Origin of the sequence: Streptomyces sp. CB01249 (genome assembly GCF_001905735.1) — a bacterium.
In the GTDB taxonomy this organism is placed as follows: Bacteria; Actinomycetota; Actinomycetes; order Streptomycetales; family Streptomycetaceae; genus Streptomyces.
This window is the reverse complement of record NZ_LISW01000009.1, coordinates 101,696-122,653: the sequence shown is the minus strand read 5'-3', so window position 1 is coordinate 122,653 and position 20,958 is coordinate 101,696. Positions and strand designations below refer to the sequence as shown.

Here is a 20,958-nt window from a genome sequence, read left to right as displayed (position 1 = left end):
CGAACGCGTCCGGCTTGCCCGGGCAGGGAACTCGTCGGCGCGGCGCGCCGAGAGGCTGTGTCCGTGACACCCGGACACAGCCCCTCGGCCGGCCGGTTCAGGAGAAGACGACGGACCTCAGCAGCAGTCGGTCGGAGGCGCCCTTGCCGGGCGGCAGGACGTAGTAGGTGTCGCCCTCGCAGTCCGCGCCGAGAAAGACGATGGCGGTGGCGTCCGTCAGATTCTTCGGCGCCCGGGAAGCGGCCCCCGGCACGGAAGCGGGAGCGTCCAGGTTCACGCACCGGCCGCTCTCGGGGTTGTTCAGGAAGCCGACGGCCTCGTACCCGTCCTCGGTGGTGTAGGAGTACCGGAACTGACCGGTCGCGGCCGACGCCGAACCGGGCACGGCCACGAGCAGCACGGCGGCACCGGCCGCCGCGCCGACGGCCTTGGTGAGAGAGCGAAGAGACACCGGGGATCGTCCTCTTTCTTGTAGTCCTGCGGGTCGGTGCCAGGCATGCCCCCGCCGCCGGGGAGCCAACACGGCTTCCCTCGATCGGGGGCCGTCGAATCGATTCTCCAAGGGCGAATGGTCCATCCCTCCGGGGGCGTTGGCCCGCCCCGCCCCGCGACTGCTCGGGGCGTGATGCGAGCGTAGGGGCCATGACTACTGACGCACCGGCAGACGCACGGGTCACCCGGGCCTGGGCCCGGATCCTGGAATGGCTCGCCGAGTACACCCCGCCGTCGTACGCGGCCCTCCGGCCCGGCGCATCCGACGACGAACTGGCCCGGCTGGAAGCGGTCTTGGGCGTGGACGTCCCGGAAGAGCTGAAAGCGGTGTGGCGGCTGTCCGCCGGTGAGGACGGTGTGAACGGGTCGGGGCTCATGCTGGGCGACTGGGCCCTCATGCCGCTCGACGCCGTGGCCGAGGTCCACCGGCGGCAGACGGAGATCCAGGAGGAGGTCGGCGGGGGCGAGGAGCTCACACCCTTCTGGGAGCCCGCGTGGATCCCGTTCTGCTCCCGCAACCCCCGCGACACCGCCTCCGGCCTCTACCTCGACGGCCGGACCGGGGAGGTGCGCCGCTGGACCAGGTACGGGGAGCGCGACCGGGAGTACGCGTCGCTGCCCGCCTTCCTCGAACTCATGGCGGTCAGCCTGGAAGCCCCCCTGACGGCGGCGGGCCCGGAGAAGCCCGGGATGCTGCACGGCGCCCTCGTCTGGGGACCCCCCGAGGACGAACGCGGCGACGCGTGGGTGCGCCACCTCGGCCAGGCCGCGCCCCGCCACCCCGCGAAGACCCCGGGCGCGATCCGGGCCGCCCTGCCCCACGACGAGCGCGACGCGTTCGACCAGCGGCGCGACGCTCTCGACCTGGCCGACCCGGAGGCCGTCGCCGCCTTCCTGGACCACTGGTGGGGGCGCGCCGTGCACGCCCAGGAGGAGCTGGAGGACGACATCGCCGCCGCGCTGCGCGGGAACATCATGGCTCAGCCGGGCAGCAGGCTGGGTCCGGAGTACGAGGCCGCGTTGCCGCCCGCGATACGCCACCGGCCGCCGTCCTTCCAGGACATCAGGACCGCCCTGCGCCACGAGAGCGTCCGCGCACGGTTCGACCAGGACCACCTGAACGCGATCCCGCCGCACTTCCCCGCACTGCTGCTGCGCTGGTGGGACATCGCCCGACTGATGGCCGACCCCCGGGGCGACCGGGCCGTCCGCGCGGTCGTGGCCGGCCGCCACGACGCCCGGAAGCGCCGGCAGCCGCGGCCCTCATGAGCGGTCGCGTGCCGTGCCGCGCATGACCCGGGAGAGCCCGAGGGCGGCCGTGCGCACGGCCGGGGCCAGCTGGGCGGGACGGAACCGGGCGCGCGGCACGGCCACGGACAGGGCCGCCACCGCCGTCGGACCGTCGAAGACCGGTGAGGCGATGCAGCTGACGCCGACGGCCGCCTCCTGCTCCTCGTAGGCGAGCCCGGAGACCTGGATCTGCTCGACGACCGTGCGCAGCCGGACCGGGTCCGTGATCGAGTGGGGGCTCAGCCGGGGCAGCGGCCGGGCCAGCACCTCCTCGACCAGGGCGCCGTCCGAGAACGCCAGCAGGGCCTTGCCGACCCCCGTGCACGTCAGCGGCAGCCGGCCGCCGATGCGGGACGGCAGGGCCAGCGCGTCATGGCCGTGGATGCGTTCCACGTACACCACGTCGAAGCCCTCGCGCACGCCCAGGTGCACGGTCTCGTGCGTCGCCTCGAACAGGTCCTGGAGGAAGGGCAGCGCCGCCTCCCGCAGATCCTGCCGCCTCGGCACCAGGGAGCCCAGCTCGAACAGCTTGCCGCCGAGCCGGTACGTCTCACCCGCACGGTCCAGCAGGCCCAGCCGCACCAGATCGGCGCACAGCCGGAATGCGGTGGTCTTGGCCAGGCCCGTACGCGCGGCGATTTCTGTCAGACGGAACGCTCCGCCGTCCGGACGGTAGCAATCCAGGACGGCCGCCGCCTTGTCGAGCATGTTTCCCGACGCACTGTTCCGTGTCATGGAACATATTTTGCCGCGCCTCCGGCCGCACGCCTATACCTGTCGTGCGGTCGACGGCCGCCCCACCCCCTTCCTGCCGGAGGTAACGCGCATGTACGTCCCCCACCGCACCGCCGCGACCGAAGGAAGGCGGCCGTGAGCGCGCCCGACGCCGTGCACGAGGCGGCGGCCGTCCTGCGCGAGGCCACGCGCACCGGCGTGCCGTGCCCCCCGGTGCGCACGCTCCTGCCCGAGGAGGACGTCGCGGCCGCGTACGCCGTGCAGCGGCTGTACGTCGAGCGCTCGCTCGCCGAGGGCCGTCGCCTCGTGGGCCGCAAGATCGGCCTGACCTCGCCCGCCGTGCAGCGCCAGCTCGGGGTGGCACAGCCCGACTTCGGCGCCCTGTTCGCCGACATGGCCGTGCCCGAGGGCCTGCCGATCGCCCCCGGACGGCTGCTGCAGCCCAAGGTGGAGGCCGAGGTCGCGCTCGTACTCGGCACGGACCTGCCGCACCGCGACCCCACCGTCGCCGACCTGCTGCGCGCCACCGCCTTCGCCCTGCCCGCCCTGGAGATCGTGGACAGCCGCATCGCCGACTGGGACATCGGCATCGTGGACACCGTCGCGGACAACGCCTCCTGCGGCCTGTACGTGCTCGGCGGCACCCCGGTCCCTCTGGACCGGGTCGACCTGCGCGACGTGGCGATGACCCTCACGAAGAACGGCGAGACCGTCTCGCGGGGCACCGGCCGCGACTGCCTGGGCAGCCCGCTCACCGCGGCGCTCTGGCTCGCTTCCACCCTCGCCGGGCTCGGCGATCCGCTGAAGGCCGGCGACCTCGTCCTGACCGGCGCGCTCGGGCCCATGGCCGCGGCGGCCGAGGGCGACGAGTTCACCGCCCGTATCGAAGGACTGGGCACGGTCTCCGCCGCGTTCGCGTCCGCCACCACGCAAGGAGCGCGCGCATGACCACGAAGGTCGCCGTCATCGGGTCCGGGAACATCGGAACCGACCTGATGATCAAGGTGCTGCGGCTCTCCGACACCTTGGAGATCGCCGCCATGGCGGGTATCGACCCCGCCTCCGACGGCCTCGCCCGGGCCCGCCGCCTCAAGGTGGCCACCACCCACGAGGGCGTCGACGGACTCGTCGAGCTGGACGCGTTCGCGGACGTCGAGATCGTCTTCGACGCCACATCGGCGGGCGCGCACCGCCGCCACGACGAGGTGCTGCGCGCCCTGGGACGCACGGTCGTGGACCTCACCCCGGCCGCCCTCGGCCCGTACGTCGTGCCGCCCGTGAACGGCGACGCGCACCTCGGCGCCGCCAACGTCAACATGGTCACCTGCGGCGGCCAGGCCACCATCCCCGTCGTCGCCGCCGTGAACGCCGTGACCCCGGTGCACTACGGGGAGATCGTCGCCTCCATCTCCTCCCGCTCGGCCGGACCCGGGACGCGGGCCAACATCGACGAGTTCACCGAGACCACGTCCTCGGCCATCGAACAGGTCGGCGGAGCCGCGCGCGGCAAGGCGATCATCGTCCTCAACCCGGCCGAACCCCCGCTGATCATGCGGGACACGGTGCACTGCCTGGTCGGCGACTGCGACGACGCCGCGGTCACCGCCTCGGTCGAGGAGATGGTGGCCCGGGTCCGGGCCTACGTACCCGGTTACCGCCTCAAGCAGAAGGTGCAGTTCGACCGCGTCACCGGCGACGACCCGCTGCGCTCGCTCCTCCCGGCCGGCACCCGGTCCGGGGACGCCGCCAGGGTCTCCGTGTTCCTGGAGGTCGAGGGCGCTGCCCACTACCTGCCCGCCTACGCCGGAAACCTCGACATCATGACGTCGGCCGCCCTGCGCACCGCCGAACGCATGGCCGCACACCGCGCCACGGAGGTGGCCCCGCGATGACCGCTCTCTACCTGCAGGACGTGACCCTGCGCGACGGCATGCACGCCGTCCGCCACCGCTACACCGTGGACCAGGCCCGCACCATCGCCACGGCCCTCGACGCCGCCGGGGTCGCCGCCATCGAGATAGCGCACGGCGACGGCCTGTCCGGCTCCAGCATCACCTACGGCGTCGGCGCCCACACCGACTGGGAGTGGATCGAGGCGGTCTGCGACAGCGTCGAGCACGCCGTCCCCACCACCCTGCTGCTGCCCGGCATCGGCACCCTGCACGACCTCAGGCAGGCACACGCCCTCGGCATCCGCTCCGTCCGCGTCGCCACCCACTGCACCGAGGCCGACATCTCCGCCCAGCACATCGCGGCCGCCCGGGACCTGGGCATGGACGTCGCCGGGTTCCTGATGATGTCCCACATGGCCGAACCCGCCGAACTCGCCCGCCAGGCCAAGCTGATGGAGTCCTACGGCGCCCACTGCGTCTACGTGACCGACTCCGGCGGGCGGCTCACCATGGACGGCGTACGCGACCGCGTCCGCGCCTACCGCGACGTCCTCGACCCGGCCACCGGACTCGGCATCCACGCCCACCACAACCTGGGCCTGGGCGTCGCCAACTCCGTCGTCGCCGTCGAGAACGGCGTCACCCGCGTCGACGCGTCCCTCGCGGGCCAGGGCGCGGGCGCCGGGAACTGCCCGCTGGAGGCGTTCGTCGCCGTCGCCGACCTCATGGGCTGGGACCACGGCTGCGCCCTGTTCCCCCTGATGGACGCCGCCGACGACGTGGTCCGCCCGCTCCAGGACCGCGAGGTGCGCGTCGACCGCGAGACCCTGACCCTCGGCTACGCGGGCGTCTACTCCAGCTTCCTGCGCCACGCCGAGACCGCCGCCCGCCGGTACGGTCTCGACACCCGCGACATCCTCGTGGAGGTGGGGCGGCGCAAAATGGTCGGCGGCCAGGAGGACATGATCACCGACATCGCGCTCGACCTGACGGGGGCGAACACCTCCGCGTGAGACCGACGGGCGGGCCCCGTCGTGCACCACGGTGACGACCGGGCCCGCCGCTGCTTCGAGGAAGGGGCCGGCGACGGCTCCGTTAGGGTCGTTACGTGGACATTCCCCGCCTGCTCGACGGCCGGCTGAAGATGCGGCACCTGCTGTTGGTGGACGCCCTCTCGCGGCAGGGATCGGTCGTGGCGGCCGCCGGTGAGCTGCACACCACGCAGCCCGCGGCCACCCGGAGCCTGCACGAGCTGGAGGACATCCTCGGCGTCCCGCTCTTCGAACGGGGACCCCGGGGCGTCAGCGCGACCGTCTTCGGCGAGGCGTTCACCCAGCACGCGCGCGCCGTCCTCGCCCAGCTCGCCCAGGCCGGCCGGCACCTCGTGGAACTCGCCGAGGCCGACCGGGGGACCGCCGTCGTGGGCACCCACCTGGCCGGCTCCAACCTCCTGCTGCCCAGGGCCGTCGCCGCGCTGAAGCGGGCCCACCCCTTCCTCACGGTCGTCGTCCGCGAGGCGTCCCCGGAGGACCTGCTCCTCGACCTGGAGGCTGGGCGTGTCGACCTCATCGTGGGCAGGCTGACCGCCTCCTCCGGCGAGGGCCTGATCCGGCGCCCCCTCTACGACGAGTCCATCGGCCTGGTCGTCCGGGCCGGCCATCCGCTGACCGCCACCCCAGGGGCGGAGCTCGCGGACACCCTCCACTTCCCCTGGATCCTGCCCGGCCAGCAGACCGTGCTCCGCCGCGAGGTGGAGGAGATGCTCGCGCTCCAGGGCCTCGGCCTGCCGCGCGACCGGGTCGAGGCCACCTCGTTCCTGACCGTGCGCCAACTGCTCCTGGAGACCGAGGTGGTGGCCGTCCTGCCCGGCTCCCTGGTCCGGGACGACGGCCGGCTGGCCGAACTCCCCGTCCCGCTGGACCGCATCGGCCACCGCGTGGGGCTGACCCTGTCGGCCGACCGCACCCTCAGCCCGTCGGCCAGGGCGCTGATGGAGAGCCTGGAGGAGGCGGCCGCCGGAATGACGGCAAGGCCCCCGGACCCGCACGAGGCGGACCGGGGGCCGGACGAGCTCTGGGATCAGAGCCCGAGGTAACGCTCCGCGTTCCCGTACATGATCTTCTGCCGGGCCGACTCGCTCAGCGAACGGCTCGTGCGTACCACCGCACCCGCCGGGCGCTCGCCCAGCGGATACGGGTAGTCGCTGCCCACCATGACCCGGTCCTCGCCGACGGTGTCCACGAGGAGCCGCAGCGCCCGGTCGTCGAAGACGACCGAGTCCACGGAGAACCGGCCGAGGTAGTGCGAGGGCGGGTACTGCGACGTGCCGATGACGTCGTTGCGCCCGTGCCAGGCGTTCTCCATCCGGCCCAGCCAGAAGGCGAACGACCCACCGCCGTGCGCGAAGCAGATCTTCAGACGCTCGTCGATACGGTCGAACGCGCCGCCCAGGATCAGCGCCAGGATCGACAGATGGGTCTCCGCCGGCATCGCCGTCAGCCACCGCGCCATCCACCGGTCGAGCCGCGGCGAGGAGTCCATGTCCCAGGGGTGGACGAACACCGGCACATCGAGCGACGCGCAGTGCTGGAGGAAGGTGACGACCCCCTCGCTGTCCAGGTCCCGGTCACCGACGTGGTTACCGATCTCCACCCCCCGGTGCCCGGCGGCTACCGCCCGCTCCACCTCCCGGCACGCGGCGTCCGGGTCCTGGAGCGGCACCTGGCAGAACGGGATCAGCCGGTCCGGCGCCGGAGCGGTGATCTCCAGGGCCAGATCGTTGAAGATCCGGGCGATCTTCGCGGCCTCGGCGCCGCTGCGGCCGTAGTGGAAGAACGCCGGGGTGGGGGAGACCACCTGCGCGCGCACCCCGTCCGCGTCCATGTCCCGCAGCCGGACCCCGGCGTCCCAGCAGTCCGCCTGGATCCGGCGGAACTCCGACGAGCCCGTCATGATCATCGCTTCGGTCTCGGACTCGATCCGCAGCCACGGGGCGTCCGGGCCGCCCAGCTCCGACAGGTCGGGCCAGCCGCGCGGGACGTAGTGGGTGTGGACGTCGATCAGCTCTGCCACCGGTCAGCCCTTCCCGGGGTGGAGCGCACCGCAGGCGGAGCAGACCTGGGCCCGCTCGTCCCCGTAGAACTGCTCGAAGACCGGCGGGAGATCGGCGACGATGTCGCGTACCTGGAGCTCCACCTCGTACACCGTCGCCGAACAGGAGGGGCAGAACCACAGGAACTTCTCCAGCGTGCCCTCCTCACGCACCCGCTCGATCACCAGGCCGATGGAGTCGGGGTCCGGGCGCTGCGGGGAGTGCGGCACGTTGCCCGGCAGCAGCCACGCCTGGCCCTCCTCGATGTGCACGGTACGCGGGCCCTCGTCGGTCATCAGATTGACGTGCATGTCCCCCTTGACCTGGAAGAACCACTCCTCGTACGGGTCGAGATGGAAGTCCGTGCGCTGGTTGGGGCCGCCGACGATCTGCACGATGAAGTCCTTGCCGAGCGACATGGTGCGGTTGTTCACCGGCGGCTTCAGCAGGTGCGCGTGGGCGTCGATCCAGCCCTGGAAGTCGATGACCTCGGGGATGTCGGTCACGGTGTCTCCTTCGTGGTGGTCGCGGCCGGCAGATGCGCCACGGCCTGGATCTCGATGAGCAGATGGGGGTGGGGGAGCTGGTGCACGGCGACGGTGGTCCTGGCCGGTCCCGTCTCGGTGAAGTACTGGCCGTAGACCTCGTTGTAGCCGCCGAAGTCGTTCATGGAGACGAGATACGCGGTCACCTGGACGATGTCCGCGAGGCTCCCGCCCGCGTCGGCGAGGATGTCCCCGATGTTCTCGATGACCGCGCGGGTCTGCGCGCGGATGTCGAGGTCGGTGGTGCCCAGCTCGTCCGTCGCCACCCCGGCGAAGGAGTTGTCGGGGCGGCGGGAGCTGGTGCCGGAGACGAAGACGAGGTCTCCGGCGCGGCGGAAGTGCGGGAACCGGCCGCGCGGGCGCGCCTTGCCGGGGATGACCCGTCCCTGGTCCATCAGATCCCCCTCACGCCGACGCGGCCGACACCGTCGACCTCGCAGGTGGTCTCGCCGCGCTCCAGCGGGATCGCCGCGGTCGCCGCCCCGGCCAGCACCACCTGGCCGGCCCGCAGCGGGATGGACCGCCGCCGCGCCAGGTCGAGCAGCGCCCGCAGGGCGTGGACCGGACCACCCAGGATGGCCTCGGTCGAACCCGCCACCTCCCGGCTCCCGCCCGACAGCCGCACGGCACGGTCGGACACATCCTGTACGGGGGCCCAGGCGCCGATCACATAGGCCGCGGCCGAGGTGTTGTCCGCGACGACGTCCTCGTAGGTGAAGCGGAAGTCCCGGTAGCGGGAGTCGATGATCTCCAGCGCGGGAGCGACGGAGTCCACGCAGGAGACGATGTCCGTATCCGGATCGTCCGGGTCCACGTCCTGGCTCAGCCGGTACGCGACCTCCGGTTCCACCTTCGGGTGGATGAACCGGGACAGCTCGATCCCACCGCCGTCCGGGACGCACATGGCGTCGGTCAGCCGGCCGACGATGATCTCGGAGACTCCCATCTGCTCCATCTTGGCCTTGCTGGTGAACCCCAGCTTCACGCCGGTGATCCGCTCACCGCGCCCCTCGCGCAGGGCGAGCAGCGCGGCCTGCACGGCGTAGGCGTCGTCCACGGCCAGGGTGTGCGTGTCGGCGAGGCTGAGGGTGTCCGTGACGGTGCGCTGCGCGGTGTCGAGCCGCGCGGCCAGCGTCCGTACCGTTTCCTCGGTGATCAACGGGGACCTCCTTCGCCGGGGTGCGGGGCGTTGTCGCCCATGGTCATGTCCTTCCGGCCGCCCGGGTCGGGGGTGGCCTGCTCGGTCGGATGCGGGGAAGCCGGAGCGGGACCGAGCGTCACAGCTGGACGCACACGTTGGTCGGCTCGGTGTAGAAGTGCAGGGACGAGGCGCCTCCCTCGCGGCCCAGCCCGGAGAGGCCGACGCCGCCGAAGGGCGAGCGCAGGTCGCGCAGGAACCAGGTGTTGACCCAGGACATGCCGACGTTCATCGCCTGGGCCACGCGGTGCCCGCGCCGCAGATCCCGGGTCCACACGGAGGCGGCGAGGCCGTACTCCGTGTCGTTGGCCAGACCGACGGCCTCCTCCTCCGTGTCGAACGGGATCAGCGCCGCGACCGGCCCGAAGATCTCCTCGCGCACCGGGCGGTCGGCGTTCGTCAGCCCCGTCCACAGCGTCGGCTCGATCCACGAACCGCCGTCCAGTTCCTCGCCGAGGCCGGGCGTGCCGCCCCCGGTGAGGGTCTTCGCGCCCAGCTGTCCGGCCAGGTCCAGGTAGCCGCGCACCTTCTCCCGGTGTGCCTGCGAGATCAGCGGCCCCGTCGTGGTCGCCGGGTCCAGCGGGCTGCCCAGGCGCAGTGAACGGGCTCGCTCGACCAGGCTGTCGGCGATGTCCGCGAAGACCGAGCGGTGCACGTAGACCCGCTCGGTGCACAGGCACACCTGGCCGGTGTTGGCGAACACCGACCGGGTCAGGCCGTCCAGCGTCTCCTCGATGTCCGCGTCCGCGAAGACCAGCGCGGCGTTCTTGCCGCCGAGCTCGAAGGAGACGGGGCGCACGCGCGGTGCCACGGTCTTCATCACCTGCGCGCCGGTCGCCGTGGACCCGGTGAAGGTGACGCCGTCGATCCCGGGGTGCGTGGTGACGTACTCCCCGGCCGAGCCGCCCCCGAAGCCGTGCACCACGTTGTAGGCGCCGGCCGGGAGACCTGCCTCGGCGAGCACTTCCGCCAGGAGGGTCGCGGTGCCGGGCGTCTCCTCGCTGGGCTTGACCACGACGGTGTTGCCGCAGGCGAGGGCCGGGGCGACCTTCCAGGTGAGCAGCAGCAGCGGCAGGTTCCAGGGAACGATGACCGCGACCACCCCGAGGGGCTTGCGCACCGCGTAGTTGAGGGCCTGCCGACCGCCCGGCAGATCGGTCAGGAAGGACTCCTGCCCGGCGGCCGCGACGACATCGGCGAACGTACGGAAGTTGGAAACGGCCCTGGCCACGTCCAGGTCGCGGGCCAGGGTCACGGGCTTGCCGGTGTCGGCCACCTCGGCGGCCACGAACTCCTCGAACCGGGCCTCGATCAGGGCGGCCGCCCTGCGCAGGACCTCGGTGCGCTCCCGTACGGGCGTCGCCGACCAGGGCCCGAGCGCCCTCCGCGCAGCCGTGACGGCCCGGTCGACCAGGGGCGCACCGGCCTCGTGGACGAGGGAGTGCACGCGGCCGGTGGCCGGGTCCGTCGCCTCGAAACTCCTGCCGCCGTCATCCGGGTCGATGAAACGCCCGTCCACGAAGTTGCGGATCCACCGCGAAGTCTGTGCCGTCATGACTCACACCCTGGGATCACGCGGCCATGACCACAAATGACGATTCGGCGCTCAGCTATGCCGACTTCGGTATGTCACCGGCGGCCAGGCGTTTCCCCCGGGGAGCGGGCGGCGGGGAGGACGGGTTCCGTCGCCCGGTATACCCGTCCCGCTATAGCGGCGGGACGAAACGGCATTTGTTCCCCTCTGCCCAGGGACCCAGGATCCACCGAAAGCGCGGGGCTTCCCCGCCTTCCCCAGCAGACGAGGTGTTCCATGAGCGACGCGGACCGTCCCAAGGGCGCGAGCAGGACTGCGCTTGCCACCCTTCTCGGAACCACATTGGAGTGGTACGACTTCTTCCTGTACGGCACGGCCGCCGCACTCATCTTCGACAAGCAGTTCTTCCCGTCCCTGAGCCCCGCGGCCGGCACCCTCGCGGCCTTCTCCACGCTCGCGGTCGGCTTCGTCGCCAGGCCCCTCGGCGGCCTTGTCTTCGGCCACTTCGGCGACCGCCTCGGACGCCGCTCCACGCTGGTGGTCTCCCTGGTGATGATGGGGCTCGGCTCCACCCTCATCGGCGCCGTCCCGAGCTACGACTCCATCGGCCTGTGGGCCCCGGTCCTCCTGGTCCTCCTCCGCGTCGTCCAGGGCATCGGCCTCGGCGGCGAGGGCGCCGGCGCCACCCTGATGTCGATGGAGCACGCCCCCGAGGGACGGCGCAACCTGTACGCGGGCTTCCCGCAGATGGGCACCCCCGCGGGCCTGGTGCTGGCGAACCTCATCTTCCTGGCCACCAACTCGCTCGCCGGACACGCCACGTTCACCGCCTGGGCGTGGCGCGTCCCGTTCCTGCTGAGCTTCGTCCTGGTCGGCGTCGGACTGGTCGTACGGCTGCGCGTCACCGAATCGCCGTCCTTCGACCGGGCCCGCCAGGAGGACGAGGTGGTCCGCTTCCCGCTGGCCGACGCGCTGAAAGCCGGACTGCCCCGGCTTGCGGTCACCCTGCTCGCCGTGGTGGCGAACTCCGCGGTCGCGTACGTGTTCATGGTCTTCACGCTGTCCTACGGCGCCAAACACCTCGGCTTCGACCAGCAGTTCCTCGTCCTCGGGGTGAGCGGGGCCGCCGTGCTGTGGTTCGTGTCCATCCCGGTGTGGACGAGGATCGCCGACCGCAAGGGGCGCCGCACGCTCTTCATCGCTGGCTCCGTCGCCATCCTGCTGTGGTGCGCGGTGTTCTTCCCTCTGCTCGACACCGGCAACCGGGCGTCCGCCCTGCTCGCGCTCGCCGGGATGGGCCTGATCATCCCGGTGACCCACTGCGTCCAGGGCGCCATCATCGCCGACACCTTCCCCGTCCGGGTGCGGTACTCCGGCACCTCGCTGGTCCTCCAGATCGGCGCGGTCCTCGGCGGCGGCCTGGCCCCCATGATCTCCAGCGCGCTCCTCGGCGGCGGCAGCTCCTCGACCGGTGTGACCTGGTATCTCGTGGGCATGTGCGCCCTCAGCCTCGTCGGTGCGGTGGCGCTGTTCCGGATGGTTCCCGAGACTCCTGTGGAACGGGCCCCACTCGTCCCCGAAACGGCAGGCAAGGCATGAACACCCCCCGGACGGTCCGCACCGGCCCCCTCCGTTACGCCACAGCGCCCCGCTTCGCCCGGCCGCGCCCCGTGACGGCCGAGGACACCACCCAGCAGTCCGGCGCGGTCTGTCCTCAGCCACCCTCCCGCCTGGAAGCGCTGATGGGCCCGCCACCCGGCAGACATCCGCAGAGTGAGGACTGCCTCCACCTCACCGTCACCGCACCCGCTGCCCCGACGACGACGGGCCGCCCCGTCCTCGTCTGGTTCCACGGCGGCGGTTTCAGCAGCGGCGCCGGCATCCTCGACTGGTACGACGGCACAGCCCTCGCCGCCGAGCAGGACGTCGTCGTGGTCGGCGCGAACTACCGGCTCGGCGCCCTCGGCTACCTCCTCCGGGACGGGGTCAGCGAGGGCAACCTCGGCCTGTACGACCAGATCGAGGCGCTGCGCTGGGTCCGGGCGCACATCGCGGACCACGGCGGCGACCCCCATAACGTCACCGTCTTCGGGCAGTCCGCCGGAGCCCTGTCCGCCCTGCTGCTCCTCCGCGTCCCCGAGGCCCGCGAGCTCTTCGACCGGGTGATCCTCCAGAGCCCGCCCCTGTCCATCGCCACCCGCGCCCCGGCCGAGGCCCGCGAGACCGGAAGGCACTTCGCCGCCGCGCTCGGCGCCGACCCCCGCACCGCCCCGGTGGCGGACCTGCTCGCCGCCCAGGCACGCACCGCTGCCGGTTACCAGCGGCTGACCGGCAGCTTCCTGGCCCCGCCCTTCGGCCCGGTCGCCGGCGTCGCACCCCTGCCCGCCGGTACCGGGGACGCGCCCTTCACCGGCCCCGCCCCGGACGTGCTGTACGGGTGGAACGCCGACGACATGTCCGCCTTCCCCGAGGGCCCGTCCGACACGGGCAGCGTCGCCGAACGCACCCGGCGCCTCTACGAGGAGCCCCTGCGGGACCTGCACGCGCGGCTGGAAGCCCACGGCGCCCGCGTCCACGGCTACCGACTGGACTGGCGGCCCGCCGGTTCGCCCCACGGCGCCACGCACTGCGTGGAGATCCCGCTGCTCCTGGGGACGGCCCACGCCTGGCGGCACGCCCCGATGCTCGGTGGCCTCGGCCGGGCGGAGGTGGACGCGGTGGGCCGGGCGATGCGCGCGGCCTGGGCGGCCTTCGCGCGCACCGGCGACCCGGGGCCGCTGCCCGCACCACTCGTGGCGCTACAGCGCTGACGAGGCCGACAGGACGGCGAGCCGGTCGTCGCGCTGGGGGATGAGCACCGGCAGCGTGGTCGCGGCGGTGGAGGCGGCGCCGGAGCCCCGGAGCGAGGCGGTCTGACCCCGGGGGTTCCGGCCGCTCAGGGCGTGTCTCTGGCCAGTTACGCCCTCACACCGCAACTCCCGTGGCCGATACATTCACCCCGACCTGACCCGTACATCTGAGGGGGAACACGTAACGATGCGAGCCATACGCTTACGCTCCGGCAGCCGCGCCGCCGGTGTGCTCGTCGCGGTGACCGCCACGGCGACGACCCTGGCGCTCACCGCGATCGGCCCCGCGGCCGCCGCACCGGTCACCGCACCGGCCGTCGCGGCACCCGCCGGAGCGAGCTCGCCCCAGCCCGGCGACGCCTGTACGACGGCCGACCTCGGCACCCGTCACCCGTACATCAAGAGCACCGAAGTCTCCCCGACGATCACCCACTTCAAGGGCTGGTACGTCACCGAGGGCACCACCGGCGAACAAGCCGTCACCACCACCACGGCGACCACCATCACGGTCTCCGTCGGCCTCGACGACAAGATCGAGGCGAGCTTCGCCGCCGACGCCCTCAGCAAGGTGGGCGTCACCGTGGACCTGACCGTGAAGATGGAGTCCGCCACCACGAGCACCGAGTCGAACGCGGTGACCTGGAGCTTCAACCAGCCCGGCTACTACGGCGTCTACAAGGGCACCAAGAAGGTCACCGGCACCTACGGAAGCCTCAACTGCAACCGGGCCCAGCAGTCCGACGGCAGCTGGGCGCTGCGGTGGGCCGAGGGCCCCGGCAGCGGTGCCTTCACCACGTACACCACCCTCGAAGAGGGCGCCGTGCGCTGCCAGGACCAGGTTCCCGCAGGGAGCATCATGGCCAAGGCACAGAGCCTCCTCGACTGCGGCTCGCCCACCGCGAAGGCGGCGCACCCGGCGGGCGCGGTCGCACCGACGGCTGAGCAGCACCAGAAGCGCGCCGCGCAGCCCGCGGCTCCGGCCGAGCGTCCCGTGGCCGCCGCGCAGGCCGCGCTCGACTGCCAGTCACCCGTGTACAAGATCGAGGTACCCGGCAAGCCCCTGTCCTGGGGCGCGCCGCTCCTCGCGGACGACGGCGTGCGGCTGCGGCCCTCCTCCATCTTCAGCGCCCACCTCGACAACTGGCGCCTGTGCAACGTGACGGAGACCGGCGGCGTCCTCGAAGCGACGCTGTGGAACTGGGGCAACGGCGGCTGCGCGACCATCGCCGAACCGGAGGCCTCCGAACGCGCCATCCTGACGACGGCCTCCTGCACGGAGGACGACCTCCAGCGCTTCTACATCTACCGCGACGTACCCGGCAGCTCCGCGATCGGCGTGCAGAACAAGTACACCGGCTCCATGATGGGCCACGACCGCTACGCGGACGGCGAGTTCATCCGCCAGTACTCCAGCGGCAGGCAGGACGGCACGAGCACGTACAACCTGACGGGAGTCTGAACCCCGGTCACCGCATACGGCCCCGCAGCGGACCACACGGTCCGGCGCGGGGCCGTTCGCGTCGCCGGACTCCGGTACCGGTCCGCCCTCCGGAGCGGCCCCCGGCGTGCTCGTAGGTGTGCCGTCCCTATCGGTGCCCGGCGAGCAAGGCGAACATCCCCGCTGCGGCACCTGTGAGGAGGAGCTGTAGGACGGCGGCGACCCAGTAGCGCCGAAGGAGGAGGAAGCCGCCACTCACGACTGCGGTGCCCAGGACGATCCACGCAGCGCGTCGCGCCTCCGCAGGGGCGGCAGGAGCGTTGACGGGGTCGTCGTAGCCGTCCGACCACCCCGTCATCCCGTAGCGGAACAGCAGATAGCCGATCAGGACCACGTCCACGATGAGCCATACGCATCCGGCCGCGACCTGAAAGCCCTTTGACGGCTCGCCATACCGCACGCGCACCACTTCCCACCCGACCCCAGCCCCTTGCGGACCCCCGGCACATCGTGCCCGTGCGACACCGCATCGCACATGAGTACGGCTACTCAGGAGGTGTCACGAGGGGTTTCCCTCCAGCTGGTTCTCCGTGGTGTCGCCGGACGGCCGGACAGTTCCCACCGTCCGGCGGCGCGGGAGTACGCCGATGGCCACCGCTGCCGCGAGGGCGAAGATCGCGGCGGCGATGGACAGGCCCAGGGCGTAGCCGTCGTTGAGCGCGGCGGCATCGGCGGCCGGGCCGGTGTGGTGCGCGGCCGCGGTGGCCAGCGCGGCCAGGCCGATGCAGCCGCCGAGTTGGCGTGAGCTGTTCATCAGGCCGGAGGCCATACCGGCCTCGTGCGGGGCGACGCCCGTCGTCGCGGCGGCGGCGACCGGGGCCAGGACCAGCCCGGCGCCGACGCTGGTGACGAGGGACGGGCCGAGCACGTCCGCCAGGAAGCTGCCTCCGGGGCTGATGAGAGCGAACCAGGCCAGGCCCGCCGCGGCCAGCAGGGCGCCGGGCACCAGAGCCACCCGGGGCGTACGGGACGAGGTCAGCCGGGTGGCGACGACGGTTCCCGCGACCAGGCCCAGCGAGAAGGGCAGGAACGCGGCGCCGGTCGCCGCGGCCCCCATGCCGAGCACCTGCTGCATGTACAGGGACACGAAGTAGAACGCGGCGAACTGCCCGGCCGCCGCCAGGAACACCAGCACGTTCGCGCCGGACACCCATCGGCTGCGCAGCAGACCGAGCCGCAGCAGCGGCGCGGCCACCCTCGCCTCGGCGAAGACGAAGGCACCCAGCAGCAGCGCTGCGGCGGCGAGCGTCGCCCAGGTGACCGGGGCGGCCCAGCCCAGGGTGTCGGTGCGGACGACACCCAGCACCAGCAGCCCGATGCCGCCCGTCGCCAGGACGGCGCCCAGCGTGTCCAGCCGCTCGCGCCGGGCGGGCGGGACATCGGCCGGAACGCCCGCCGGGACGAGCACGAGAGCCGCCGCGACGATGGGCAGGTTGATCAGCATGACCCAGCGCCAGCCCGCGTACTCGGTCAGCAGCCCTCCGGCCAGCACGCCCAGCGCACCGCCCGCCGCGGTCACCGCGCTCCACACCCCCAACGCCCGCACCCGCTGCGGGCCTTCGGTGAACGTGGTGGTGAGCATCGCCAGCGCGGCCGGTGCGGCCACGGCGGCCCCCAGGCCCTGACCGGCCCGCGCGGCGATCAACTGCCAGGGCGCCTGTGCCAGTCCGCCGGCCAGCGAGCACACGCCGAAGACGGTCAGCCCCAGCACGAACATCCGGCGCCGGCCGTACAGGTCGGCGGCGCGGCCCCCCAGCAGCAGGAACCCGCCGAAGGTGAGCGCGTACACGTGCACGACCCACGACAGGTCGAGCGGCGCGAATCCCAGCGCCGAGCGGATCGCGGGCAGGGCGACATTGACGACGGACATGTCCAGGGCGACGACGAACTGGGCGACGGCGGCTGCCGCCAGCACCAGACCGGGCCGCCCGCGAGAGTTTCTATACATGTAAGAAAACATAGCGGCGGGGTTCGCCGTTGTCGATGGCTGAGGAATGATGGGCGGCATGCCGCAGCCATCCGCATCACGCAGAACCCCGGGGCGACCTCCCCGTATCTCCCGCGAGGCGATCATCGGGACGGCCCGCAGGATCGTGGAGGAGGAGGGCGTACACCGCCTGACCATGCGGCGACTGGCCACGGAGGTCGGCAGTACGCCCATGGCGCTCTACCACCACGTCCGGGACAAGGAGGAGCTGCTCGTCCTGCTGCTGGACGACTACGCCGTCCGCGCCCTGCACCGCCCGGAACTGCCCGCCGACCCCCGCGAGCGGGTCGTCGCGGCCGCCACCGCCATCCACGAGGCGCTGGCCGCCTGCCCCTGGATCGTGGAGGTGCTGACCGCCGACGACCTGATGTCGAAGAGCGCGCTGTGGTTCGTGGAACAGATCGTCAGCGGCCTGGTCGAGGGCGGTCTTTCACTCGACGAGGCCGTGCACGGCTACCGCGCGATCTGGTACTACACCGCCGGGGAGATCGTGGTGCGGAGGACGGCCGCCCGACGGCGCGCCGAGGACGACCGTGCGACGTACCGGGAGGAAGTCTTCTCCGGTCTCGACCCGGACGAGCTGCCCCGCCTCGCGCAGGCGGCGGACCGCTGGGCCCCACTGACGGCCGAGGAAACCTACCGGGACGGCCTCAAGGCCCTGGTGGAGGGGCTGTTGGCCGGGCGCTGACCGACCGACCACGGGCCCTCAGCGCGCAGGCGCCGCGTCCGTTCGCAGAGGTTCCGGATCCCCGCCCCCGCAGATCCCCATCGCACCCGCACACGGCTCCGCGCCACGCGGGCCCGCGGAGACGGACAGGGGGACTCCGTTGGACCGCAGCGCTTCGCGCACGTCCAGGATCAGCGAGAACACCTCGTGGTTGCGGTCCTCGCCCTGCTCGTCCCAGGCCCGCTGCTCCGCCTGGACCGCCATGCGGTCCTGCGCGAAGATGCGCTCGGTGAAGCGCCTGATGAGGGGCGCGGCCACGGTGAGCACGCCGGGCACACGGGGCTTTTTGATCATGAGCAGGCCGTAGACATGGCAGGCGCGCTGGTCCGCGCCCACGGGCACGTACGCCGCCCAGAGGCTGAACACCGGCTCGTCGGCGCCCTCCGGCACCAGGTCGAGGGTCTGGTACGGGTACTGGGTGCGGATGGTCATCACGTCGCGGGAGCCGCCCGAGATCCCCTCGGCCGCCAGCACGCTCGCGCCGGCGTTCCGCTTGCCTCCGGCGTGCGTGAACAGATACCTGGCCTCCACCGACCGGGCGTCGCTGTGCTGGCCGATGAGTTCGGGACGGAGCCGGCCGACGACACCCTGGTGCAGGAACTGGTGGTTCATGTCCAGCAGGTTCTCGTGCATGAACGAGTAGTGGCAGCGCACGAGCCGCGAGTACGTCAGCGTCTTGTACTGCGACGAGCTGAAGGCGGGCAGCTCCGGCAGCGCGGTGGCCTGCGCCTTGTCGGGGTCACCGGGAAAGACGAAGACCAGGCCGTACGCCTCGCGCACGGGATAGCCGCGCACACCCCGGGGCGGCCTGCGGTCCTCCTTCGTCAGATACGGGATCTGCGAGATGCGCCCGTCCCCGCGGTAGGCCCACGCGTGATAGCGGCACCGCAGCACCTCACCCTCCACGACGCCCATGCTCAGCGGAACCTGCCGGTGCGCACACCGGTCCTCCAGCGCGTGGACGGCCCCGCTCTTCCCCCGGTACAGCGCGAGACGTTCACCGGCGAACACGGCCGCGACCACCTTCCCGACGCGCACCTCCCGGGTCAGCGCCACCGGGTACCAGTAGTCCGGATCAGCACCGACGCGCCGCAGATCCACCGCTCCGGAGAGCTCGGCCCGCACCACGCCCGCGTCGGTCTCCTTCATGCCTCTCCCTCACAGATGGGGACACACCGCCCACCTCATGATGGCCGCGCCCGCCCCGGCTGCCCCGTCAAGCGCGTCCGGACCAGTGACGGGGACGCGGCGATCGCCCGGCCGGTGGAGGAGCGCTGCGCCCACGGTCTGACGCCGTCCCCCCAGTGGGTGCGCCGGACGGCGGACCCACTCCGCCACCGGGACGGATGTGGGCGCGTAGCGGTGCGTGACAGCCTCCGGATGTCGCCCATCGGCCGCCCAACGAGGAGCCTCCGCATGACCAGCAGCGCGCCGCCGACCACCCCCGCCCGACCCGTGACCACGGCGCCCGTTCCCGCGTGGGCGCGTCGCACGGCCGCCGCCGTCCTGTGGGTGTCCCTGCCCTCCGCGCTGTGGCGGTTCGCCGTGATGCTCGGCGTCCCGCTGGGGCTTGCCGACTCGGAGTACGACGCGATGCTCATTCCCGGCTGGGGATACCTTGCCGTGCCCCTGCTGTCCGTGTTCCAGGAGGCTCTGGCCTACCTGACGCTGGGGCTGGTACGGCCGTGGGGCGAGGTGTGGCCGCGGTGGATCCCCGGCCTGCGGGGGCGCCGCATACCCGTACCCGCCGCGGTCGTCCCGGCTGCGATGGGGGCTCTCGCCTGCACGGTCTACGGCGTGCTGTTCGTATGGACGACGCTGCACTCCGACATGGCGATCACTCCGTGGGGAGAGTGGGTGATGACGCTCTGCTACGCACCGATTGTGGCGTGGGGACCGCTCCTGGCGGTCGTCACCGCGCACTACTACCGACGTCGTCTCCATGATCGCGCCGAAGGCGATAGCGTGCGCCCATGACATGGCGGGGACCGACATATCGGATGGTGGATGGGGAAAGAATCGACGGGGTCTGGTGCCACATCTGGCGGCGGGACCAGATGGGTCGCGGGTACTACCTCGATGACCTGACCGTTTTCGCGGACGGACTGATCACCTGCGGAGAACGCACGGATCTGGACGGCCTCGCGAAGAAGCTGGAGACGGGCCGTTGGGCGGTGACCGATCCGGAGATTCCGCCGCCGCCCGCCCCGCCCTCGAAGTGGGAGGCCCGGTACAGCGAACCGCTGACACCGGAAGGCTTCGTTCTGGAAGTCGGCGACCGCATCGAGGAACTCAGCGGGCGGCCGACTGCAGGGCAGCGCTGCTGGGATGCGATCCGGCAGTACGAGCAGCAGCCGACCGAGCCGACCCGGGAACTTCTCCGCGCGGCCTACCTGGCGGTTCCCGCGCACCTCCGGGTCTATGTCCTGGGCGACATGGACCTCCAGGACCGGCCCTTGCGGATCCTGCTCACGGACATCGGCGAGGCCGTCGACGGCGACGGCCCGGTGGCGACGGCGGAGATGCACCAGGGCGCCCTGGACTACTTCGCCCGCGTGAGCAAGGCCGTCCAGGACCAGCAGGAACGGCAAGCCGTCCGGTACGCCGACGACCCCGCGGAACGCGGCCGGCCGGCGCTCGTCTCCCACGCAACCGTCTATCCGCAGGGATGGCCGGACGAGGCCGGGCTGTTCATGCTCCGCAACGACTACCCCGCCCCCGTCGAGTTCGCGGGCGACTCCTACGCCTCCGTACAGCACGGGTACTGGGCCCTGTCCGCGGCCGATGCCTCCGACAGGAGCAGGATCCGGGACGCGGCCTCCGGCAGTGAGGCGCACGAACTGGGCGGGCGGGCGGCGCGCCGGAGCGACTGGCCCGACGTGCGGCTCGCGGTCATGGCCGGGCTCCTGCGCGCCAAGTTCACCCAGCACCCCGAACTCGCCCAGGTCCTGCTCGCCACCGGGGACGCCAGGATCAGCTACACCGGCTTCGAGGACTCGCCCTTCTGGCGGGACGTCCCCGACGACCGGGGCCGGAACTGGATGGGCCGGCTGCTGGAGCTGACCCGCTCCGAACTGCTCGCCCAGCAGCTGCTCCTGACCTGATCCACCGTGTGCCGGG

The 20,958-nt window shown here is 72.3% G+C and carries 21 protein-coding genes; 11 read left to right on the top strand and 10 right to left on the bottom strand.

Annotation, left to right across the window (positions count from 1 at the left end; all coding sequences use genetic code 11):
• Positions 1-97: 97 nt before the first annotated feature.
• Positions 98-451: a hypothetical protein gene (locus AMK18_RS30655; protein ID WP_198957118.1), complete on the bottom strand. Its 354-nt coding sequence runs from the start codon at positions 449-451 to the stop codon at positions 98-100.
• 191 nt (positions 452-642) lie between these two features.
• On the opposite strand from AMK18_RS30655, the gene AMK18_RS30650 reads away from it, so the two are divergent.
• Positions 643-1,761: a DUF6247 family protein gene (locus AMK18_RS30650; RefSeq protein WP_079199368.1), complete on the top strand. Its 1,119-nt coding sequence runs from the start codon at positions 643-645 to the stop codon at positions 1,759-1,761.
• On the opposite strand, the gene AMK18_RS30645 is transcribed toward AMK18_RS30650, so the two are convergent.
• Complete coding sequence (locus AMK18_RS30645; RefSeq protein ID WP_018103076.1) at positions 1,756-2,490, bottom strand: IclR family transcriptional regulator; 735 nt, start codon at positions 2,488-2,490, stop codon at positions 1,756-1,758. The two genes, AMK18_RS30650 and AMK18_RS30645, sit on opposite strands and share 6 nt — an antisense overlap.
• Positions 2,491-2,652: 162 nt before the next feature.
• Here AMK18_RS30645 and mhpD point away from each other — a divergent pair, with 162 nt between their 5' ends.
• From mhpD to AMK18_RS30625, 4 genes are all read left to right on the top strand, one after another.
• Positions 2,653-3,465 (top strand): 2-keto-4-pentenoate hydratase, encoded by an 813-nt coding sequence (gene mhpD / locus AMK18_RS30640; protein WP_073865351.1) that lies wholly within the window; start codon positions 2,653-2,655, stop codon positions 3,463-3,465.
• Complete coding sequence (locus tag AMK18_RS30635) at positions 3,462-4,409, top strand: acetaldehyde dehydrogenase (acetylating) (protein WP_073865350.1); 948 nt, start codon at positions 3,462-3,464, stop codon at positions 4,407-4,409. Before mhpD ends, AMK18_RS30635 begins: the two co-directional genes overlap by 4 nt.
• Complete coding sequence (gene dmpG, locus AMK18_RS30630; RefSeq protein ID WP_073865349.1) at positions 4,406-5,422, top strand: 4-hydroxy-2-oxovalerate aldolase; 1,017 nt, start codon at positions 4,406-4,408, stop codon at positions 5,420-5,422. The genes AMK18_RS30635 and dmpG overlap by 4 nt, the downstream gene beginning before the upstream one ends.
• A 95-nt stretch (positions 5,423-5,517) precedes the next feature.
• Positions 5,518-6,504: a LysR substrate-binding domain-containing protein gene (locus AMK18_RS30625; RefSeq protein WP_018103081.1), complete on the top strand. Its 987-nt coding sequence runs from the start codon at positions 5,518-5,520 to the stop codon at positions 6,502-6,504.
• On the opposite strand, the gene AMK18_RS30620 is transcribed toward AMK18_RS30625, so the two are convergent.
• The 5 genes from AMK18_RS30620 to AMK18_RS30600 form a co-directional block, all read right to left on the bottom strand.
• Entirely contained in the window at positions 6,489-7,481 is a 993-nt protein-coding gene (locus AMK18_RS30620; RefSeq protein WP_073865348.1) for an amidohydrolase family protein, read from the bottom strand. The genes AMK18_RS30625 and AMK18_RS30620 overlap by 16 nt on opposite strands.
• Before the next feature lie 3 nt (positions 7,482-7,484).
• The gene (locus AMK18_RS30615) at positions 7,485-8,006 is read right to left on the bottom strand and encodes a 3-hydroxyanthranilate 3,4-dioxygenase (protein ID WP_073865347.1); all 522 of its coding nucleotides are present in this window, start codon (positions 8,004-8,006) and stop codon (positions 7,485-7,487) included.
• Complete coding sequence (locus AMK18_RS30610; protein WP_018103084.1) at positions 8,003-8,440, bottom strand: RidA family protein; 438 nt, start codon at positions 8,438-8,440, stop codon at positions 8,003-8,005. Before AMK18_RS30610 ends, AMK18_RS30615 begins: the two co-directional genes overlap by 4 nt.
• Complete coding sequence (locus tag AMK18_RS30605) at positions 8,440-9,204, bottom strand: 2-keto-4-pentenoate hydratase (protein WP_073865346.1); 765 nt, start codon at positions 9,202-9,204, stop codon at positions 8,440-8,442. The genes AMK18_RS30610 and AMK18_RS30605 overlap by 1 nt, the downstream gene beginning before the upstream one ends.
• 118 nt (positions 9,205-9,322) lie before the next feature.
• Positions 9,323-10,798: a 2-hydroxymuconic semialdehyde dehydrogenase gene (locus AMK18_RS30600; protein ID WP_073865345.1), complete on the bottom strand. Its 1,476-nt coding sequence runs from the start codon at positions 10,796-10,798 to the stop codon at positions 9,323-9,325.
• A gap of 255 nt (positions 10,799-11,053) precedes the next feature.
• Between AMK18_RS30600 and AMK18_RS30595 the strand changes: the two genes are divergently transcribed.
• The 3 genes from AMK18_RS30595 (at position 11,054) to AMK18_RS30580 (ending at position 15,085) form a co-directional block, all read left to right on the top strand.
• Complete coding sequence (locus AMK18_RS30595; protein WP_073865344.1) at positions 11,054-12,376, top strand: MFS transporter; 1,323 nt, start codon at positions 11,054-11,056, stop codon at positions 12,374-12,376.
• Positions 12,373-13,587, top strand: a complete 1,215-nt coding sequence (locus AMK18_RS30590) for a carboxylesterase family protein (protein WP_073865343.1) — start codon at positions 12,373-12,375, stop codon at positions 13,585-13,587. Before AMK18_RS30595 ends, AMK18_RS30590 begins: the two co-directional genes overlap by 4 nt.
• A gap of 226 nt (positions 13,588-13,813) precedes the next feature.
• A complete protein-coding gene (locus tag AMK18_RS30580) occupies positions 13,814-15,085 on the top strand; it encodes a hypothetical protein (RefSeq protein ID WP_073865341.1) in 1,272 nt (423 codons plus the stop codon).
• Positions 15,086-15,212: 127 nt separating this feature from the next.
• Here AMK18_RS30580 and AMK18_RS30575 read toward each other — a convergent pair whose 3' ends face one another.
• A complete protein-coding gene (locus AMK18_RS30575; RefSeq protein WP_241836679.1) occupies positions 15,213-15,530 on the bottom strand; it encodes a DUF6234 family protein in 318 nt (105 codons plus the stop codon).
• A gap of 93 nt (positions 15,531-15,623) precedes the next feature.
• Positions 15,624-17,072, bottom strand: a complete 1,449-nt coding sequence (locus tag AMK18_RS30570) for an MFS transporter (protein ID WP_198957117.1) — start codon at positions 17,070-17,072, stop codon at positions 15,624-15,626.
• Between the two features lie 58 nt (positions 17,073-17,130).
• On the opposite strand from AMK18_RS30570, the gene AMK18_RS30565 reads away from it, so the two are divergent.
• Complete coding sequence (locus tag AMK18_RS30565; protein ID WP_073865620.1) at positions 17,131-17,799, top strand: TetR/AcrR family transcriptional regulator; 669 nt, start codon at positions 17,131-17,133, stop codon at positions 17,797-17,799.
• A gap of 18 nt (positions 17,800-17,817) precedes the next feature.
• On the opposite strand, the gene AMK18_RS30560 is transcribed toward AMK18_RS30565, so the two are convergent.
• Positions 17,818-18,987: an aromatic ring-hydroxylating oxygenase subunit alpha gene (locus tag AMK18_RS30560; protein WP_073865339.1), complete on the bottom strand. Its 1,170-nt coding sequence runs from the start codon at positions 18,985-18,987 to the stop codon at positions 17,818-17,820.
• A gap of 267 nt (positions 18,988-19,254) precedes the next feature.
• Between AMK18_RS30560 and AMK18_RS30555 the strand changes: the two genes are divergently transcribed.
• Together AMK18_RS30555 and AMK18_RS30550 are read left to right on the top strand one after the other, a co-directional pair.
• Positions 19,255-19,815, top strand: a complete 561-nt coding sequence (locus AMK18_RS30555) for a hypothetical protein (protein ID WP_073865338.1) — start codon at positions 19,255-19,257, stop codon at positions 19,813-19,815.
• Between the two features lie 23 nt (positions 19,816-19,838).
• Positions 19,839-20,942, top strand: a complete 1,104-nt coding sequence (locus AMK18_RS30550) for an NADAR family protein (protein WP_241836678.1) — start codon at positions 19,839-19,841, stop codon at positions 20,940-20,942.
• Positions 20,943-20,958: the final 16 nt, after the last annotated feature.

Bases quoted from the DNA above. Each gene is read 5' to 3' on its own strand.
- AMK18_RS30650 (WP_079199368.1), top strand. From the start codon at position 643: ATGACTACTGACGCACCGGCAGACGCACGGGTCACCCGGGCCTGGGCC.
- AMK18_RS30645 (WP_018103076.1), bottom strand. From the start codon at position 2,490: ATGCTCGACAAGGCGGCGGCCGTCCTGGATTGCTACCGTCCGGACGGC.
- AMK18_RS30635 (WP_073865350.1), top strand. From the start codon at position 3,462: ATGACCACGAAGGTCGCCGTCATCGGGTCCGGGAACATCGGAACCGAC.
- dmpG (WP_073865349.1), top strand. From the start codon at position 4,406: ATGACCGCTCTCTACCTGCAGGACGTGACCCTGCGCGACGGCATGCAC.
- AMK18_RS30610 (WP_018103084.1), bottom strand. From the start codon at position 8,440: ATGGACCAGGGACGGGTCATCCCCGGCAAGGCGCGCCCGCGCGGCCGG.
- AMK18_RS30600 (WP_073865345.1), bottom strand. From the start codon at position 10,798: ATGACGGCACAGACTTCGCGGTGGATCCGCAACTTCGTGGACGGGCGT.
- AMK18_RS30595 (WP_073865344.1), top strand. From the start codon at position 11,054: ATGAGCGACGCGGACCGTCCCAAGGGCGCGAGCAGGACTGCGCTTGCC.
- AMK18_RS30590 (WP_073865343.1), top strand. From the start codon at position 12,373: ATGAACACCCCCCGGACGGTCCGCACCGGCCCCCTCCGTTACGCCACA.
- AMK18_RS30580 (WP_073865341.1), top strand. From the start codon at position 13,814: ATGCGAGCCATACGCTTACGCTCCGGCAGCCGCGCCGCCGGTGTGCTC.
- AMK18_RS30570 (WP_198957117.1), bottom strand. From the start codon at position 17,072: ATGTATAGAAACTCTCGCGGGCGGCCCGGTCTGGTGCTGGCGGCAGCC.
- AMK18_RS30565 (WP_073865620.1), top strand. From the start codon at position 17,131: ATGCCGCAGCCATCCGCATCACGCAGAACCCCGGGGCGACCTCCCCGT.
- AMK18_RS30560 (WP_073865339.1), bottom strand. From the start codon at position 18,987: ATGAAGGAGACCGACGCGGGCGTGGTGCGGGCCGAGCTCTCCGGAGCG.
- AMK18_RS30555 (WP_073865338.1), top strand. From the start codon at position 19,255: ATGACCAGCAGCGCGCCGCCGACCACCCCCGCCCGACCCGTGACCACG.
- AMK18_RS30550 (WP_241836678.1), top strand. From the start codon at position 19,839: ATGGTGGATGGGGAAAGAATCGACGGGGTCTGGTGCCACATCTGGCGG.